Raw genomic sequence first — 15,938 nt, 5'->3', positions numbered from 1 at the left:
GCAAGCACGACTTTGCCGTAGAGGCCGCGTGGAGGCCCGTACAGCGAGGTTCGCACAACAGGGACATTGGCAACGCCGCAGGGACGGTCGACGCTGCTGGTCGCCCTGTGGCGGCCTCCGGCGGCGCTTTGCCTGCGGTCGAGGCTCGGCGATCCGCCGAGGGCGGAAACATCGGTCGTTGTAGGGTCATGATTGGTGACTCTCGGTAATCGGCTTTCTAGGGCCGTCGCCGGTGGCAGACCGGCAGCCGGGAGCTAGAAACCAGCCGAGAGACTGGCGGCGGCGCTTTTAAGGGTTTCCCCTCTGGACATGGCGCAGCCCTCCCGGCCATAATGGCCAGGTCGAGGCGCACGCCAATGCGCCGCAGCGTTCAGCCGCGATCCACCCGACGCCAATCGGACGGCATGCTGACCAGGCATGTGGCGGCTATATCTCGGTCCGGGTTTCTAGGCCCAACGGACAGATTCACTGATTTGCAGCCGATTGCCAAGCCCCTCCGGGGCGGCTTTCGCGCGCGCCTAGGTTGCAGTATTGGGAGGCATGGGACAGGCGAAGCAGCGGGCACAGTCCATTCTCAATTCGAGCCGGGACTGCATCTTTTGCGGCGGGCGAGCTCGCGCAACGACCGTCGATCATCAGCCGGCTCGCGCCCTGTTCGATCGAAGGGACTGGCCAGAAGGTTACGCTTTTCCCGCGTGTGAGCCGTGCAACCGGGCGTCTAAAGACGCGGAGCACAAGCTCGCGCTGCTTGTCCGGATCGATACCAAGTATTCGGACGACCCTGTTCGCCGGCGCGAAGTTCAGAAGTACCTGGTCGGCATGAGAAACAATTTTCCCGGGCTGCTAAAGCCGTTCTCGGCTAACGAAAAACGGAAATTCCTAAAATCGGAGGGCATCAAACGGCCACTAGGCGCTGCTCTGGTCGACATGCACGTCGCGGGCATCCAGGCCGAAGCAGCTGAAGAACTGTTCGACACTACGATGACAAAGCTCCTAAAAGCGCTTCATTGGAAGCATACGGGCAACATCGTTCGATATGACGAGGGCGTCAAAGCCGATTGGTACACTAACGCATATTTTGACGTCTTCCGGAACAGCGACGAAGAGGAGTTTTACATGGGGCTGCCGGCACGCCCACCGATTGTTCGCAGCGGGCGCGATCTCTCGGATCAGTTCGTATATCGGTATGGCAAGGATGCCGGCGGGGAGCTCTCAGCCTATCTGCTTATTTTCCGCAGATCGTTGATTGTGACGGGCATCGTTGCCCAATCAGACGAGCTCGTGCAAGAGATCCGCAGTCACAAAATTGAACTCGAAAAAAATTCCAGTACTACAGGAGCTTGACTTGCGTGGGGGGCTTCAGCTTGCACGCCTTCTTGACTGAAATTTATCCTTGGATCATAGCAGCAGTCGGCGGCTTCGTTGGCGGTGCATTGCTGTTACCAACCAAGCTTGGTGAGGCTGTCATTAAACTCAAGACAGACAAGCTCATCGAGGTATTCAAAGCCGATCAGAGCCGCGAGCTTGAGCGACTAAAATCCGATCAAACCCGGGGCCTCGAGTTACTCAAAGAGCAACTGAACCACATTGGCGATCGCGGTCGCCGATCGAACGAGATGGAATTCGGTGCGATCGAGGCCGTTTGGAAGGCCTTCGTAAAGGCATGGCTCTCCACAAACACCTGCGCGGGCATGAGAATGACGATTCCGCGCTTCAGCACCATGTCAGATGATGAACTGAAGAAATTCATATCATCTTCGGACCTCACCGAGGACGAGGGTGAGACTCTGTATGCTTCGGCCGACAGAGAAAAGGAGTATGCTACAATTTGGAAGTGGCGCGCCGTTCGTGACGCCGGGCACGACATCTATAGCGCTAGGCTTGTCCTCCGGGAGCAGCGCATCTTTATGCCAGCCAATCTCACAAAAGAATTCTCTGACGTGATCGAGCGCATGTCCGGGGCTCAAGTCCAACGTCAATTGAGCCTACAAAATCCACACATACGCGAATACGAATTTGGCAATGCCACGAGAGATTGGATGGCGGATTGTCTTTCCGAATTCGATCGGCTTGCGGCGCTCGCGAATCAACGTCTTTTCCGTGAAGAGCGCGCAGCCCAGATTGAGAACCAAGGATCTTAGGACAGCGGACCATGCAGAAGATGATGTCCCTCAATCGTGCTCCTTTGCCAGTTGATGCCGCCGAGCTCAGCCAGGCCCTCGAGGCCGCCTTTGCCGGTCGCGCCACCATCGGCGTGCCGGAGCTCGCCGCCCTGATCCCGATGCACCGGGAAACGATCGCGAGGCACATCGCCGCCGGCAACCTGGTCGGCCGGCTCAAAGGGCTCGGCCGCACCAGGCGCCACCGCGTTTTCACGATGTCCGACGTGATGCGATTCATCCAGACGATCACCGAGGGGCCACCTGCTCCGACGTTCCCGCCCTCGGTCGGATTCCGCGCTCTCTCAGGACCGCCGATGAGAATGACCATACCCAAGGAGCGCCGGCGCAGTTAGCCCCAGTCCCGCCGATACGGAAGAATTGGACGAGGCTCCGATCAGCCGCCGCCATCCGCCGAACGATCAAAAGAATCCTACCAAGACGGCAGAATTCTCGCGCGAAGGGCAACTGTTCCGACAAGGAACAGTTACGCGCATGATCCGGCTGATGGCCGAAAAACCCCTCACAAATCGTAACAGGTTTTGTGGCCCGCCTCCTCACTTGCATGACCACCAAAGAATTGTGCCGACAGCGCACAATTCTCTGAGCCTCCCGCGCGCCGCATCCGTCTTGATCGGGCTGCGTCAAATCCGAATAGCGAAACTTAGCTGCTAAGCTCGTAAATTGTGAGCGTTGCGACCGAGGAGCCGCCGAGGAAACGACCGGAATTTGTGCCATTGAGATAGGTTGTCGCCGATCCAGCGCCCACCCGAACAGAAATCGTCTGCTGAGATGTAGAGCCGGGGGAATAGCTGCCGGCTACCACAGTTTGAGCACGCGCGCCGCTCGAGTTCATCATTTCGGCCGCGAAGGCGTTGGCAGCCCCATTGAAAAGAGCGACGACGACGCTATCGGCGGGATTCGCAAAAACCTGTCCGTTGAAGACGCAAAGCAAAGTGCTGTCAGCCGCTTTCGGCGTGTAGGATACCGAAATGATTTGCGTGCCCTCGGTGCTCTGCGGAATCGTATCGTCAAGCGGGATAGTCGCGCTGAGACCGGTGTTGCTCGCATAGGTGCCTATTGCCATCCCGAGAATGGCCCCCGTGCCCAGGTTTAGGTTGTTTCTGGCTTGCTTCTGCTGTGCGGCGGTAAGCGATTGAGACCCGCCGTAGCGCACGACGCCAAGATTTATAGCGGCCGTCGCCGCATTCGCCAGGTCCGACAGATTGTTCGCACTCGATAAATCGCCGGCACCTGGCTGGCCAACGACGTTGAAAATCCAGTCGTCATGCGTGCCGCTGCCGTTGAACTTGTCAACGGTGATCGTCAGCGTCGTGTCGCTGTATGTCGCGAGGCCCTCCAACCAGTTTGACGTGTTCGCCGCCGAGCTGGCGCGCACGCGCGCGCCATCCTGGTAGGCGAGCCCGGCCTGCGTCGCGAAGGCCTGCGAGCCGGCGCCGATCGCGAGCGACGTCGTCGAGGTGCCGCCGTAGCTCTTGCCGGCAGGGATCGTGAAATCGAACACGGCGGCTGCCGGCGTCCCCGAATTCGTGACTGACGCGGCGCTGCCGCCGGCGCCGGTCGTCGTGGTGCCGACCGAGACCGTCGCCGCTGCGCCGTCGTTACCATCCGTGCCCTTGATCGCCAACAGCTGCCAATAGGTGGTGTTCGGCGGCGTGTGGTTGGTGTGGTCCGACACGCAAACATAGCTCGAGCCGCTCAGCGTGACGACATCGCCGGCAGCATAGGCGGTCCCGCCATCCCATGCGCCCTTGAGTTGGAGTCCCTTGTAGGTGCCTTGATAGACCCACAAACCGCCAGTCTTCAGCCAAAACTTATATGCCCCTGGCTGGATCGCATATTGATCTTCTTCACCGAGCGACGGATCCGGCTCCGTTGCGCCGGGAGGAACGATAACGGGCACGCCATTTGTGTTCAGCGCGGCGACCAGTTTGTTCACGTCCGCCATTGCCTGCGCACCGGCAAATCGCTGCGGTGAGACCTTCCAAATCGTATAGGCGACGTCGGTTTGCGCACCGCCGCCCCACGACGGAATGGTCAACGTGTCGACATCCACGACGTCCGAAATGATCGTCTGGAAATTGCCGATTTGCAGGATGTCACCAGGGCGCGCGTTGACGCCGGACCAGATGGTGCCCGTGCCGGTAACGGTCGTTCCGCCGGCCGAGACCGAGACGGTGCCAGTGGAGTAGCTTGCAAGTGCGGTCATCGGGATTGTTTCCTTGCTTCGATCAATGCGTTTGCCTCCGCGCTCCGAAGCCACTCGCCGTCGACCTTCTGCCAAATCTTGCCGGTCGAAGGTTGGAAAGCGACCCAGCCGCGCGCCTCTCGAGGAGGTTCGGAAACGTCAGGCGGAAGTTTGTGGAGTTCGATCTTCATTGTGTTTGTCCTGTTGAGTTAGACGCCTCGCTTGGCATCCGCACTGGAGAGCACGGGCGACGCTTCGTGCCGATCGAAGCGCCGCCCCGCTTAGGCCAGCCTTGAATCCTTGAACCCAGAGACACCACCGGGGCGGGCAGGACTCTTTCCGCTATTCGCTGGGCTGCGGCAGCGTCAATGTCTGCCCCGAATTCTGATCAGACGCCGGCGCCGGCCGGAAACGCGCCGTGCACGAAAGCCGCCGGCCGCTTGACCGCCATTGCGAGTCGCTCCTCCGCGCGAACCGTGAGCATGTTCTTGATGAAGTTGTCGCGATCTTCCGAGCTGACGAGCACCTCGGCGTCCAGGCGATCGAATATCTGCGCGCCGTCGAGGAAGGCGCCGACCAGGAATTCACCGGCAGCCATCGCCGGTGTTCCGACAACCGGCCGCCCCCAGATCGTGGTAATCGGCGGTCCGAACGGTCCGCCGCCGATGTAGCGGTCGTCGCCGTCCTTGATGATCTTCAGCGATTCGAGGTCGTTGTTGTTCATCACAATGCCGGTGGCCGGCAGCAGCGCCACCTCGCTTTGCGCGATTGCATGGGCAAGCGTGTCGAACGCAGTATCGCCCGTGCCGGTGCGGCTGGTTTCGTAAGCGGTCGCCTGGGGGATGATGCCGTGGATGTGCTGGCCAGCGCCGCTTCCGAGCAGGAGCTCCTCCTCCTCCTTGACGCTGAGGCCGTAGCGCAGCTCGCCGTCGATCGTCGACTGCAGCATGGGCGCGTCGTCCATCGCCTGGCGCGACACGGGCACCCAGTGAGCGATCGTGCGCACCGGCGCGTCGGCCTCCGTCCAGGCGTATACCGATTCGGGCTTCTGCGAGCCTTCGGTGACGACAGCAGCATTATTCGTGCGCGTGGTCTGCAGGACGTAGTTGACGCTGTTGCTGTTCGTTGTGCCTGGCGCGATAAGTCCGCGAATTGTCAGCCGGCGCTTCGCCTGGCCGACGATCTCGCCGCGCCGATCGGGCGCAATCATCCCGCCGGCGGACGTGCTCGCTGAGGTGATGGCCTGCACTACTGCAGTGACGACGCCGCGGCCCGCACTGCCTCCGAAATTCTTGAAGGCCTCGGAGCGGACGAACATCTCGCCAGGCGACTCACTCGAGCCGCCGCCGCGACTTCCGAGACGGAGACCGTCCGCCAGCGCCTGCTCGATATCGCGGTTGCGGGTCTCGAGCTCCCCGATGCGCCGTTGCGCGGCGTCAACGCGGTTGCGCATGTCGGCGCTGATCCGACCGACCTCGTTGCCGATCTGGTTGAGAACGCGCTGGACGGGATCGGCTTCGCTTCTCAGCGCGCCGATGATGGCCGAGGGGCGGTTAGCCGCCAGTGCGGCAAGGGCAATATGCGGCACACGCCGCGAGTTCATGCGAATAGACGTCATGATGCGCTCCTTTCGAGCGGTTTTGATGGATCTCGCGTTGAGACGCGCTTGCGCTCGCCTCGAGCGAGGTGATTTCGATTGGAAAACGATGACCCGGCTTGGTGTCCGGTCCCGCAGCGCGCGGCAATGCAGGCTTCGACAGCAGCTCCCCAGCGCGTGACGTGAGGTCTCGACCGTCCGGCCTCTAACCGCCCGCTCGACACGCGCGGCGGCTGAGGCGCGCGCAAGCTCGATTATTTTTCCAGACGCTGTCAATTGTATTTTTGCGCGCATTGCGCATCGTCGGTCAGCAACTCGCGTTCGAACGCGTCGGCAGCATCGCGCAAGCGGCAAACAAGTGCCGCGCCGCCTTCCGAGCGAGCCGCGCGGACCAGCGCGGCCGCTAACATGGACTGCTCAGCCATCTCGGCCGGCACGCCGACAGCGACCAGGTCGTCGACGTGTCGATGCCAAACGCGCGCCAGGTTCTGCTCGAGGGTCGTCGGGTTTGTCGCGAGCATGCTGACGACGCGGCGATTCGTAGTTTCAGATTTCGACATCGGGCTTTTCTCCGGTTGACGTTGAGAGGTTTCGTTTGGCTGCGCTACGCGATGCCCAATTCAGCCGCGACCAATCCGATCTTTGCGATTTGGCCTGAGTGGTGCGGCACGGATCACTGCAGAACCGCTGCGGTCGGCCGCGGCGGCGAACAACTTCGAACGGCTTCCCACAAACGTCGCACGGCGCCAGCTGGGAAAGCGGCAGCGATAGCTGCGGGAAAATATTCGCTCGATCGAGGGCCTCGATTGCGGTCGACGCGCTAGCGTCGCCTGTAAGGCATTGATCTGACTCACGACTTTTTTGAGCGGTCATGGTGACGTCCGTTGGATGGTTCGAAAATTCAGTCCAGCAAGGAAAAAAAGCTGCGAATGAGAGAGGCGCCGGTCCGCGCCGACTTCCTGCGTGGACTTTTGACCCACCCCCCGGGGGCTCTCGACGGGCGCTCAAGGCGGCGGCCGCGCCAGGCGCACGGATGCGGCGAAGCTCGCCAGCGCCGCGTCGTCGAGCTCGCCGCGACGCTGCAGCGTTGTGAGCCTTGCGCGCTGCGCATCGCTCAGCTCTCCTAGGATCAACCAACCTTCCGATCCGAGCCGCTGAGCTATGCGGTTCTGGATGACCTCTGTCGGCTCGCTCCTCGACTGGAAAGCCTGCAGACGCTCGTCAGCGGAATTCGGAGTTGTTCGCGCTGGAGGTTCTATTGGAGGTTCTTTGGAGGTTATACACCGCACAGCTGTGCGGTATGGTGACCGGGCCTGGTGCGGTATGGTGGCCGGGCCTGGTGCGGCATGGTGCAGCCTCGCCGGGGGCTCATTTTCGGGCTTTGACCGTGCCGCAGATTGCGGCTTGGACATTTCTGCAACACCCATCGCCAAGTGATACTTTCTGCCGTCCCAACGGCCGCGCCCGCCGGGCCGCGTCTCGACCCGCACCAGGCCGAGCTTAACGAGCGACTTGATGCGCCTCTGGACGGTGTCGATGCTTTGCTCAGTGTCCCTAGCGAGGGTCTCTTGCGTGGGCCAGCAAATGCCCTTGTCGTCGGCATAGTTCGCCAGGGCGAGCAGAGTCAGCTTGTTCGAGGCCGAGCCAGTGACCTGCTTTGCGGCCCATGCAGTAGCCTGCCAGCTCATGACTGATCGCCCTCGCGGGCTTGGCAGATCGGCTCAAGCAACTCGGCCAAGAACCCCGCCCGGACGGTCGGGCGAGTAGCGCGCCAAACAGCGCGCAGTGTCCGGAGCTCGTCGGCTGAGCCGCTGGCCCGCAGCATCCCCTCGCGGATGCGCTGCCGCACTGCCGGATCTGCCATGCGCGCCTTGGTCGCTTCCGCGATCTTGGTCCGCTCCGCAGGGTCGCTCATTTGCGAGCGCCTGGTCGCGGCGATTTTAGAGCGAGTTTCCGGGCTGTGCTTCCAGCCGCCAGGCTTAGTCACGTCGTTCTCCGCTTGCTAGCGCGGGGAACGCGGTTCAGTTAGATCAACAGCTTAGCTTGGCTTCCCAAGCTGCATACGAGGGTTCGATTCCCTTCGCCCGCTCCAAGCCTCCCCGATAGCATTTCCATTTGATCCAGCCGCGAGCCGCACACGCGCTGCCCAATGATTCTAATATATTAGCTCCTCGCTCCCGGCACGCGCGCCTCGCCAATCTTAAGCTTCTCTCGCCCTGACGGGTGCGGTCCTCCTGTCGGCAATGTTCGGATGAAAGCCATGGACCAGCAGAAACTCGACCGCGCGATCGGTCGTCGCCTGAAGACGCTGCGGACGCAGGCCGGCATGACGTTGAACGAGCTTGCGGCGCGGTCCGGCGTCAGCCGGGCCATGATCGGGCGGGTGGAGCGGGCCCAGAGCAGTGCGACGGCTGCGCTGCTCGGAAGGCTCTGCGCCGCGCTCGACGTGTCGCTGAGCGATGTCGTTGCGCTGGCCGAGAAGCCGCCCGAGCGGCTGGTGCGGCTCGCCGACCAGCCGCACTGGCGCGATCCCGAGAGCGGCTATCGCAGGCGGCACGCCTCGCCGACGGATGCGGCGAGCGGCATCGAGATCATCGTCGTCGACCTGCCGGCCGGCGCGCGGGTGCCGTACAGCCCCTGGGGCCGCAACGCCTTCACCCAGCAGCTGCTGATGTTGGAGGGCGCGATCGCCGTGCATATCGATGCCAAGGCGGTGCGGCTGCGCGAGGGCGATTGTCTGGATTTCGACGTGATGCGCGCGGTGATCTTCGAGAACGAAACGAAGCAGGACGCGCGCTACGTCATCATCACGCGGCGCGGCGCCTCCTATGGGAAGATGTGAGATCATGGAGTGGAGATCCTGACGATGCAGATCCGCACCGGCGACACCTATGATCCCCGCGTGATCGCGCTGCTCGATCATCACGTCACGGCGGCGCGGGCGCAGACCGCGCCGGGCAGCGCGCATGCGCTCGATCTGGCCGGTCTGCGTGCACGCGACGTCGCATTCTGGACCGGCTGGGACGGCGAGACGCTGGTCGCTATCGGCGCGTTGAAGACGCTTTCGACGAGCCACGGCGAGGTGAAGTCGATGCACACGCTTCAGGCCACGCGCCGGCGCGGCTTTGGCGGCCGGATGCTCCGCCACATCATCACGGAGGCCCGCGCGCGAAGCATGAGCCGGCTCAGCCTCGAGACTGGCTCGTGGGATTATTTCAAGCCGGCGCACGCGCTCTACCAGGCGCATGGCTTCGTCGCCTGCGGCCCGTTCGAGGGCTATGTCGAGGACCCCAACAGCCTGTTCCTGACGCTGGACCTGACCACCGGCTGAGCCTTGTCGCCTGGCGGAGGCCCATCCAGCGTCAGCCTCTTCGCGCTGTTCCGGGGAGCTGCGGCGGTCGGAAAAACGACCCCGCGCCCCTCAAAATGAGTTGCGTACCTCAAAATACCTCTGCTAGCCTTCAGCCATGGCCGAGACGCTCACCTCGACTGCGCTGACCCTGAAGGACATCGCCCGTGAGGCCGGCGTCAGCCTCGCGACGGTGGACCGCGTCCTGCACAACAGGCCGGGGGTGCGCCCGGACACGGTCCGGCGCGTCAAGGCGGCGATCGAGCGCAATTCGTTCCAGCCGCATGTAGCCGCCGCCGAGCTCGCCCGCGGCCGTGCCCGCCGCTTCGCTTTCGTGATGCCGTCGGGGCCGAACCCGTTCATGCAGCAGATCGAGGCCTATCTCGGCGAAATGTCGGCCTGGCTCTCGGCCCGCCGCCTCAATGTCGAGATGGTCGCAACTGATGTGTTCGACCCCTCCGCGCTCGCGGCGTCGCTGGAGGCGTTGTCGGGAGACTACGACGGCGTTGCCGTGGTGGCGCTGGACCATCCCGGCGTTCGCGCCGCCATCAACGATCTCGTCGATGCCGGCACCAAGGTCGTGACGCTGGTCTCGGACGTGCCGTCCTCGCGCCGGCACCATTATGTCGGGATCGACAACATCGCGGCGGGGCGCACTGCCGGCGCGCTGGTCGGGCGGCTGGTCGGCCAAAGGTCCGGCAAGGTTGCGATCGTTGCGGGATCGCAGGGCCTGCGCGACCATGCCGAGCGCATCTTCGGCTTCAACCAGGTGATGGCGACGGAATTCCCCGACCTCGGCGTTCTGCCGGTGCTGGAAGGACGCGACGAGGACGACCGTTCGGAGCAGCTGCTGGCGCGATTGCTCGACAGGCATGCCGACATTGTCGGCCTCTATAACGTCGGCGCCGGCACGCAAGGCGTCGCCAAGGCACTGAACGACAAGGCACTGAACGACAAGGCGTTGAGCGAAGCCGGCCGCGACAAGCAGGTGGTGTTCGTCGGGCACGACGTCACCGCGTTGACGCGCCGATTGCTGCTGCAGGGCGTGATGGATGCTGCGATCTCGCAGAACCCCGGACATGAAGCGCGCGCGGCCGTGCGCGTGCTGCTGGCGCTCGCCCGCGGCGAGCCGATCCTGCGCGAACAGGAGAAGATCAGGATCGACATCGTGATGCGGGACAATCTGCCCTAGCGGCAGGCGGATTTCGAATCGGCCCGTTGCGGGGGAAAGCGACGCAAGATCGCGCACCGCAGCTGGCGAAGGGGAGGATGGCGTGTATCTCGGGACCGACATCGGCACATCCGGTGTGAAAGCGGTGCTCGTGAGCGAAGCCGGCGCGGTTGTCGCGACGGCGGCGCGCGAGCTTGCGCTGTCGCACCCCGCACCGCTGTGGTCCGAGCAGGATCCCGATGCCTGGGTCGATGCGGCCATCGGCGCAATCGACGATCTCGCTGCGCGCCAGCCGCGCGAGATCGCGCAGGTTCGTGGCATCGGGCTGTCAGGTCAGATGCATGGCGCGACGCTGCTTGGCGAGGACGGCCGGCCGCTGCGTCCGGCCATCCTCTGGAACGACGGTCGCTCGCAGGCCGAATGCGTCGCGCTTGAGCGGCGTTGTCCTTCGTTGCACACGATAGCGGGCAATCTGGCGATGCCCGGTTTCACCGCCCCAAAATTGTTGTGGGTCGCGCGGCACGAACCCGGGATCTTCGACCGCGTGGCAAAGGTGCTGTTGCCGAAGGCCTATGTCCGCTATCGCCTCACCGGCGAGATGGTCGAGGACATGTCGGATGCGGCCGGCACGCTGTGGCTGGATGTCGGCCTGCGTCGCTGGTCGGCCCTGCTGCTGCATGCCACCGGGCTCGATCTGCACCACATGCCGCGCCTGGTCGAAGGCAGTGAGGTGAGCGCGGTGCTCGCGCCGGACTACGCGCGGCGCTGGGGCATGCGGAACAATGTCGTGGTCGCGGGCGGTGCCGGCGATAATGCGGCCAGCGCGATGGGGCTCGGCGCCATCGCGCCGGGCGACGCCTTCCTGTCGCTGGGAACGTCGGGTGTCCTGTTCCGCGTCACCGATCGCTTCGCCCCGGCGCCGGCTTCTGCCGTGCATGCCTTCCGTCACGCACTGCCCGGCCTCTGGCACCAGATGGGCGTGATGCTGTCGGCGGCGGCCTCGCTCGCGTGGCTCGCAGGCGTGATGGAGACGCCGGCTACGGCGCTGCTGGCGCCGCTCGGCGAGCGCGTCGACGGGCCAAGCCCGATTAGATTCCTGCCCTATCTCGACGGGGAGCGCACGCCGCACAACGATGCCGCTGCCAGCGGCGCCTTCGTCGGCTTGCGCGGTGCGACCGGCCGGAGCCAGATCGTCCAGGCCGTGCTCGAAGGCGTCGCCTTTGCTGCGCGCGACAATCTAGTGGCGCTGAGCGCGGCGAGTGGGCCGATTGCCGAGGTCGATCTCGTCGGCGGCGGCTCGCGCTCGCCGCTGTGGGCGCAGATCTGCGCCGACGTGCTCGGCATTCCCGTCCACCGCGTCGAGGAAGGCGAGGTCGGAGCCGCGCTCGGCGCCGCGCGGCTCGCCCGGCTTGCCGCGACCGGCGAAGATCCCGCGGAGGCCTGCAGCCGTCCGCGGCGGCTCGCGAGCTTTATGCCCCGTGCATCGGTCGCTTCGGCCTATGACGAGGCCTATCGGCGGTGGCGGGCGCTTTATCCAGCATTGAAGGAGTCTCTCAGGTGAATGCATCAGCCAAATTCTTCGATGCAAGCGCACCTGTCGCCTTTGCCGGCGAGGGTGCGGAAAACGCACCCGCCTTCCGCTGGTACGACAAGGACCGGCTCGTGCACGGCCGCAGGCTCGAGGATCATTTGCGCTTTGCGGTCTGCTATTGGCATTCCTTCTGCTGGCCGGGCGGCGATCCCTTCGGGGGCGAGACGTTCCTGCGGCCCTGGCACCACGGCGCCGATGCGATGGCGATGGCGCGCGCCAAGGCCGATGTTGCCTTCGAGCTGTTCCGCCTGCTCGACGTGCCGTTCTTCACCTTCCACGACGTCGATGCGGCGCCAGAAGGCGGCTCGCTTGCGGAGTCCGTTGCCAACCTCAACGCGATCGCCGATCTGTTCGAGCAGAAGATGGCCTCCGCGAAGGTGCGCCTGCTCTGGGGCACCGCCAATCTGTTCGCGCATCGCCGCTACATGGCGGGCGCCGCGACCAATCCTGACCCCGACATCTTCACCTACGCCGCCGGCCAGGTCCGCGCCGCGCTGGAGGTGACGCACCGGCTCGGCGGCCAGAACTACGTGCTGTGGGGCGGTCGTGAGGGCTACGAAACACTGCTCAACACCGATCTCAAGCGCGAGCTCGATCAGCTCGGCCGCTTTGTCTCGCTTGTCGTCGAGCACAAGCACAAGATCGGTTTCAAGGGCCCGATCCTGATCGAGCCGAAGCCGAAGGAGCCGACCAAGCATCAATATGATTTCGACGTCGCCACCTGCTACGGCTTTCTCGTGCGCTATGATCTCCTGAACGACGTCAAGCTCAACATCGAGCAGAACCACGCCATCCTCGCCGGCCACTCCTTCCATCACGAGGTCGCGCTCGCCGAGACGCTCGGCGTGTTCGGCTCGCTCGACATCAACCGCGGCGACGACCTGCTCGGCTGGGACACCGACCAGTTCGCGATGAATGTGGGCGAGCTCGCGCTGGTGTTTCACGAGATCCTGAACCGCGGCGGATTCACCTCGGGCGGGCTCAACTTCGACGCCAAGATCCGCCGTCAGTCGATCGACCCCGACGATCTGATCCATGCCCATGTCGGCTCGATGGATGCCTGCGCACGCGCGTTCCTCGCTGCTGCCGACATGATCGACGCCGCCGTCCTCACCGCGCCGCTTGCGAAGCGTTACGACGGATGGACCGGCGCCGAGGGCCGCGCCATTCTCGGCGGCCAGCGCTCGCTCGCCGATCTCGCCGACCGTGCGATGAGTCCCGGCTTCGACCCGCAGCCGCGCTCGGGGCGGCAGGAATATCTGGAATCGCTCGTCAACCGCTATGTCTGAGGAAGACCGACGATGGCAAAGACAGACGCAGTGCCGGTCCTCGAGCTGGCCGGTATCGGCAAGGAGTTCGGTGCGATCCGCGCGCTGCACGATGTCGACATGCAGATCCTGCCCGGCGAGGTGGTCGGTCTGATGGGCGACAACGGCGCGGGCAAGTCGACGCTCGTCAAGATCATCGCCGGCAACTTTCGCCCCAGCCATGGCGAGATCCGCTTTGCCGGCAGCGCGGTCCAGTTCAACCGCCCGGTCGATGCCCGTGCCGTCGGCATCGAGGTGGTCTATCAGGACCTCGCGCTATCAGACAATCTGACGGCAGCCGCCAACGTATTTCTCGGCCGCGAGCTGAAGCGCAAATTCGGACCCATCGCGTTGCTCGACCACAAGGCGATGGCGGCGCGCGCCCTGGAGCTGTTCGGCGAACTGCGCTCGGAGACGCGTCCCGACGATCTCGTCAAGCAGATGTCGGGCGGCCAGCGCCAGGCGGTGGCGATCGCGCGGACGCGGCTTTCCAATGCACGCCTGGTCATGATGGACGAGCCGACCGCCGCGATCTCGGTCCGTCAGGTCGAGCAGGTGCTCGGCCTGATTCACCGGCTGAAGGAGCAGGGCGTCGCCGTCATGCTGATCTCGCACCGCATGCCCGACGTGTTCGCGGTGTGCGATCGCGTCGTCGTCATGCGCCGCGGCGAGAAGCGGGCCGACAAGCCGATCCACCAGACCAGCCCGGAGGAAGTCACCGCTCTCATCACCGGCGCGAAGGAGGCGGCGTGATGGCCATGCCCTTGGAATCCCCGATCACCTTCTCCAATGTCGGCAGGATCAGGTGGTGGCAGCGCGGCATCTTTGCCTCCCAGACCGGCTATGTGCTGCTCGCGCTGGCGGCGCTGCTGGTGATCATGCATTTCGCCAGCCCCTATTTCTTCACCGAAGGCAACATGCAGAATGTGGCGAAGAATTTCTCCTTCATCGCCATTGCGACGCTCGGCGTCACCTTCGTGATCATCACCGGCGGCATCGACCTCTCGGTCGGCTCGATGATGTGCTTCTCCGCCATGATCACCTCGATGGTGATGACCGAACTGTCGGCGCCTGGCTCGGCCGCGGGCTCGCTGTTCGTGCATATGGCGGCCGACGGCAAGACCGTGCTCGCCAATGTGCCCGGGCTGATCCTGCTGGTCTCGATCCTCGCCGGGCTCGGCGTGGCGCTGATCGCGGGTCTCCTCAACGGCTTCTGCATCGCCGTGCTTGGGCTGTCGCCCTTCGTCACCACGCTCGGCATGCTCTCGATCGTGCGCGGGCTCGGCTATGTCGTCTCCAACGGCCGTGGCAGTTTTCCGGGCGGACCGGACGCAGATTATTTCTACGCAGCTACCTCGGGCGACGTGTTCGGCGTCCCCGTACCTTTCATCTATCTCGTGATTCTCGCGCTGGCGATGGCGGTGGTGCTGCACCACACATCGTTCGGTCGCCACGTCTTCGCGCTCGGCGGCAACGAGAAGGCGGCCGAGCTGACCGGCATCCCGGTGGTGCGGGTGAAGGTCGAGGTCTACGTGATCTGCGCGCTCGCCGCGGGGCTCCAGGGCATCATCATCTCCGGCTGGCTCGGCTCGGCGCCCGCCAACATGGCGACATCCTACGAGCTCAACGTGATCGCGGCGGCTGTCATCGGCGGCGCCAACCTCGCCGGCGGCATCGGCGGCCCGTTAGGTGCCATCGTCGGCTGCGTGCTGCTGGAAGTGATCCGCAATGGTCTCGTGCTGGCACAGGTCAGCTCCTATTGGCAGCAGACGCTGGTGGGCGTGATCATCATCCTGGCCGTGCTGGTCGACCGCATCCGCTCGCGGATGACGTGACGTGACGTCGCTTCGGGAAGGCAACGAACATGCCGCCTGTCCGCTTCCCGGCGCTTTCGAGAGGATGGGCACCAAACAAGGGTGGAGGAGACAATGAGGAAATTTCTTCTTGCCGGTATCGCCGTTGCGATGATGGCGACGCCGGCATTCGCCGCGAACTACCGCTTCGTCATCGTGCCCAAGGCGATGAACAATCCGTTCTTCGACTTCGCGCGCGACGGCTGCCTGAAGCGCGCCAAGGAGCTCGGCAACATCGAGTGCATCTACAAGGGGCCGGTGGAGCATGAGCCGGCGACGCAGGCCCAGATCATCCAGGACTTCGTCACCCAGAAGGTCGACGGTCTCGCCATCTCGGTCGCCGACGTCGCGGCCATGACCAAGTCGATCGAGGCGGCAACCGCCGCCGGCATCCCGGTCATCACCTTCGATGCCGATGCGCCGGGCTCCAAGCGCATCGCCTATATCGGCACCAACAACAAGGAGTTCGGCCTGGCCCTCGGCAAGCAACTCCTGAAGATGCGGCCCGACGGCGGCAAATACGCCATGGTCTCGGGCGGTCCCGGCGCCAGGAACCTCGCCGAGCGCGTCGATGGCGTGCGCGAGGCACTCAAGGGCTCGAAATGGACCGAGGTTGCTGGCTCGCCGACCTTCTGCAACGACGATCCCGCGCTGGCGGTCCAGCAGATGACGGATATGCGCACCGCAACGCCCGACCTCGCC

At 64.1% G+C, this 15,938-nt stretch carries 17 protein-coding genes; 11 read left to right on the top strand and 6 right to left on the bottom strand.

Features of this window, described 5'->3' with window-relative positions; translation table 11 throughout:
• Positions 1 to 540 precede the first annotated feature (540 nt).
• Genes IC50_RS21015 through IC50_RS21005 form a run of 3 tightly spaced genes read left to right on the top strand, consistent with a single transcriptional unit; the run spans position 541 to position 2,515 of the window.
• Complete coding sequence (locus IC50_RS21015) at positions 541 to 1,344, top strand: hypothetical protein (RefSeq protein ID WP_035709060.1); 804 nt, start codon at positions 541 to 543, stop codon at positions 1,342 to 1,344.
• Positions 1,345 to 1,376: 32 nt separating this feature from the next.
• A complete protein-coding gene (locus IC50_RS21010) occupies positions 1,377 to 2,141 on the top strand; it encodes a hypothetical protein (protein ID WP_162131526.1) in 765 nt (254 codons plus the stop codon).
• Positions 2,142 to 2,152: 11 nt separating this feature from the next.
• The gene (locus tag IC50_RS21005) at positions 2,153 to 2,515 is read left to right on the top strand and encodes a hypothetical protein (RefSeq protein WP_035709055.1); all 363 of its coding nucleotides are present in this window, start codon (positions 2,153 to 2,155) and stop codon (positions 2,513 to 2,515) included.
• A 308-nt stretch (positions 2,516 to 2,823) separates the two neighbouring features.
• Here IC50_RS21005 and IC50_RS43195 read toward each other — a convergent pair whose 3' ends face one another.
• The 6 genes from IC50_RS43195 to IC50_RS20980 all read right to left on the bottom strand — a co-directional run bounded on the left by IC50_RS43195 (position 2,824) and on the right by IC50_RS20980 (position 7,880).
• Positions 2,824 to 4,389, bottom strand: a complete 1,566-nt coding sequence (locus IC50_RS43195; RefSeq protein ID WP_035709053.1) for a carbohydrate-binding protein — start codon at positions 4,387 to 4,389, stop codon at positions 2,824 to 2,826.
• Positions 4,386 to 4,559: a hypothetical protein gene (locus IC50_RS41395; RefSeq protein ID WP_157461016.1), complete on the bottom strand. Its 174-nt coding sequence runs from the start codon at positions 4,557 to 4,559 to the stop codon at positions 4,386 to 4,388. Before IC50_RS41395 ends, IC50_RS43195 begins: the two co-directional genes overlap by 4 nt.
• A gap of 197 nt (positions 4,560 to 4,756) precedes the next feature.
• Positions 4,757 to 5,986, bottom strand: a complete 1,230-nt coding sequence (locus tag IC50_RS20995) for a phage major capsid protein (protein ID WP_157461014.1) — start codon at positions 5,984 to 5,986, stop codon at positions 4,757 to 4,759.
• A 251-nt stretch (positions 5,987 to 6,237) separates the two neighbouring features.
• A complete protein-coding gene (locus IC50_RS20990; RefSeq protein WP_157461012.1) occupies positions 6,238 to 6,525 on the bottom strand; it encodes a hypothetical protein in 288 nt (95 codons plus the stop codon).
• Between the two features lie 444 nt (positions 6,526 to 6,969).
• Positions 6,970 to 7,653: a helix-turn-helix domain-containing protein gene (locus tag IC50_RS38445; RefSeq protein WP_050991049.1), complete on the bottom strand. Its 684-nt coding sequence runs from the start codon at positions 7,651 to 7,653 to the stop codon at positions 6,970 to 6,972.
• A complete protein-coding gene (locus tag IC50_RS20980) occupies positions 7,650 to 7,880 on the bottom strand; it encodes a hypothetical protein (protein ID WP_244429617.1) in 231 nt (76 codons plus the stop codon). Before IC50_RS20980 ends, IC50_RS38445 begins: the two co-directional genes overlap by 4 nt.
• A gap of 345 nt (positions 7,881 to 8,225) precedes the next feature.
• On the opposite strand from IC50_RS20980, the gene IC50_RS20975 reads away from it, so the two are divergent.
• From IC50_RS20975 to IC50_RS20940, 8 genes are all read left to right on the top strand, one after another.
• Positions 8,226 to 8,807 (top strand): helix-turn-helix domain-containing protein, encoded by a 582-nt coding sequence (locus tag IC50_RS20975; protein WP_035709101.1) that lies wholly within the window; start codon positions 8,226 to 8,228, stop codon positions 8,805 to 8,807.
• A gap of 24 nt (positions 8,808 to 8,831) precedes the next feature.
• Positions 8,832 to 9,296 (top strand): GNAT family N-acetyltransferase, encoded by a 465-nt coding sequence (locus IC50_RS20970; RefSeq protein ID WP_035709097.1) that lies wholly within the window; start codon positions 8,832 to 8,834, stop codon positions 9,294 to 9,296.
• Between the two features lie 136 nt (positions 9,297 to 9,432).
• On the top strand, positions 9,433 to 10,506 hold the full coding sequence (locus IC50_RS20965) for a LacI family DNA-binding transcriptional regulator (protein ID WP_035709043.1): 1,074 nt from the start codon (positions 9,433 to 9,435) through the stop codon (positions 10,504 to 10,506).
• Positions 10,507 to 10,588: 82 nt separating this feature from the next.
• On the top strand, positions 10,589 to 12,046 hold the full coding sequence (gene xylB / locus IC50_RS20960) for a xylulokinase (RefSeq protein ID WP_035709040.1): 1,458 nt from the start codon (positions 10,589 to 10,591) through the stop codon (positions 12,044 to 12,046).
• The gene (gene xylA, locus IC50_RS20955; RefSeq protein ID WP_035709037.1) at positions 12,043 to 13,365 is read left to right on the top strand and encodes a xylose isomerase; all 1,323 of its coding nucleotides are present in this window, start codon (positions 12,043 to 12,045) and stop codon (positions 13,363 to 13,365) included. The genes xylB and xylA overlap by 4 nt, the downstream gene beginning before the upstream one ends.
• 12 nt (positions 13,366 to 13,377) lie before the next feature.
• A complete protein-coding gene (locus IC50_RS20950) occupies positions 13,378 to 14,136 on the top strand; it encodes an ATP-binding cassette domain-containing protein (protein ID WP_035709035.1) in 759 nt (252 codons plus the stop codon).
• Positions 14,136 to 15,218 (top strand): ABC transporter permease, encoded by a 1,083-nt coding sequence (locus IC50_RS20945; protein WP_035709032.1) that lies wholly within the window; start codon positions 14,136 to 14,138, stop codon positions 15,216 to 15,218. The genes IC50_RS20950 and IC50_RS20945 overlap by 1 nt, the downstream gene beginning before the upstream one ends.
• 93 nt (positions 15,219 to 15,311) lie before the next feature.
• A partial coding sequence (locus IC50_RS20940; protein ID WP_035709028.1) for a substrate-binding domain-containing protein occupies positions 15,312 to 15,938 on the top strand: 627 nt, incomplete at its 3' end.

The sequence above is a fragment of the Bradyrhizobium genomosp. I (2014) genome, assembly GCF_000261685.1.
Lineage (GTDB): Bacteria > Pseudomonadota > Alphaproteobacteria > Rhizobiales > Xanthobacteraceae > Bradyrhizobium.
Note: the sequence above shows the minus strand (reverse complement) of the source record. Positions and strands in the feature narration are given on the sequence as shown.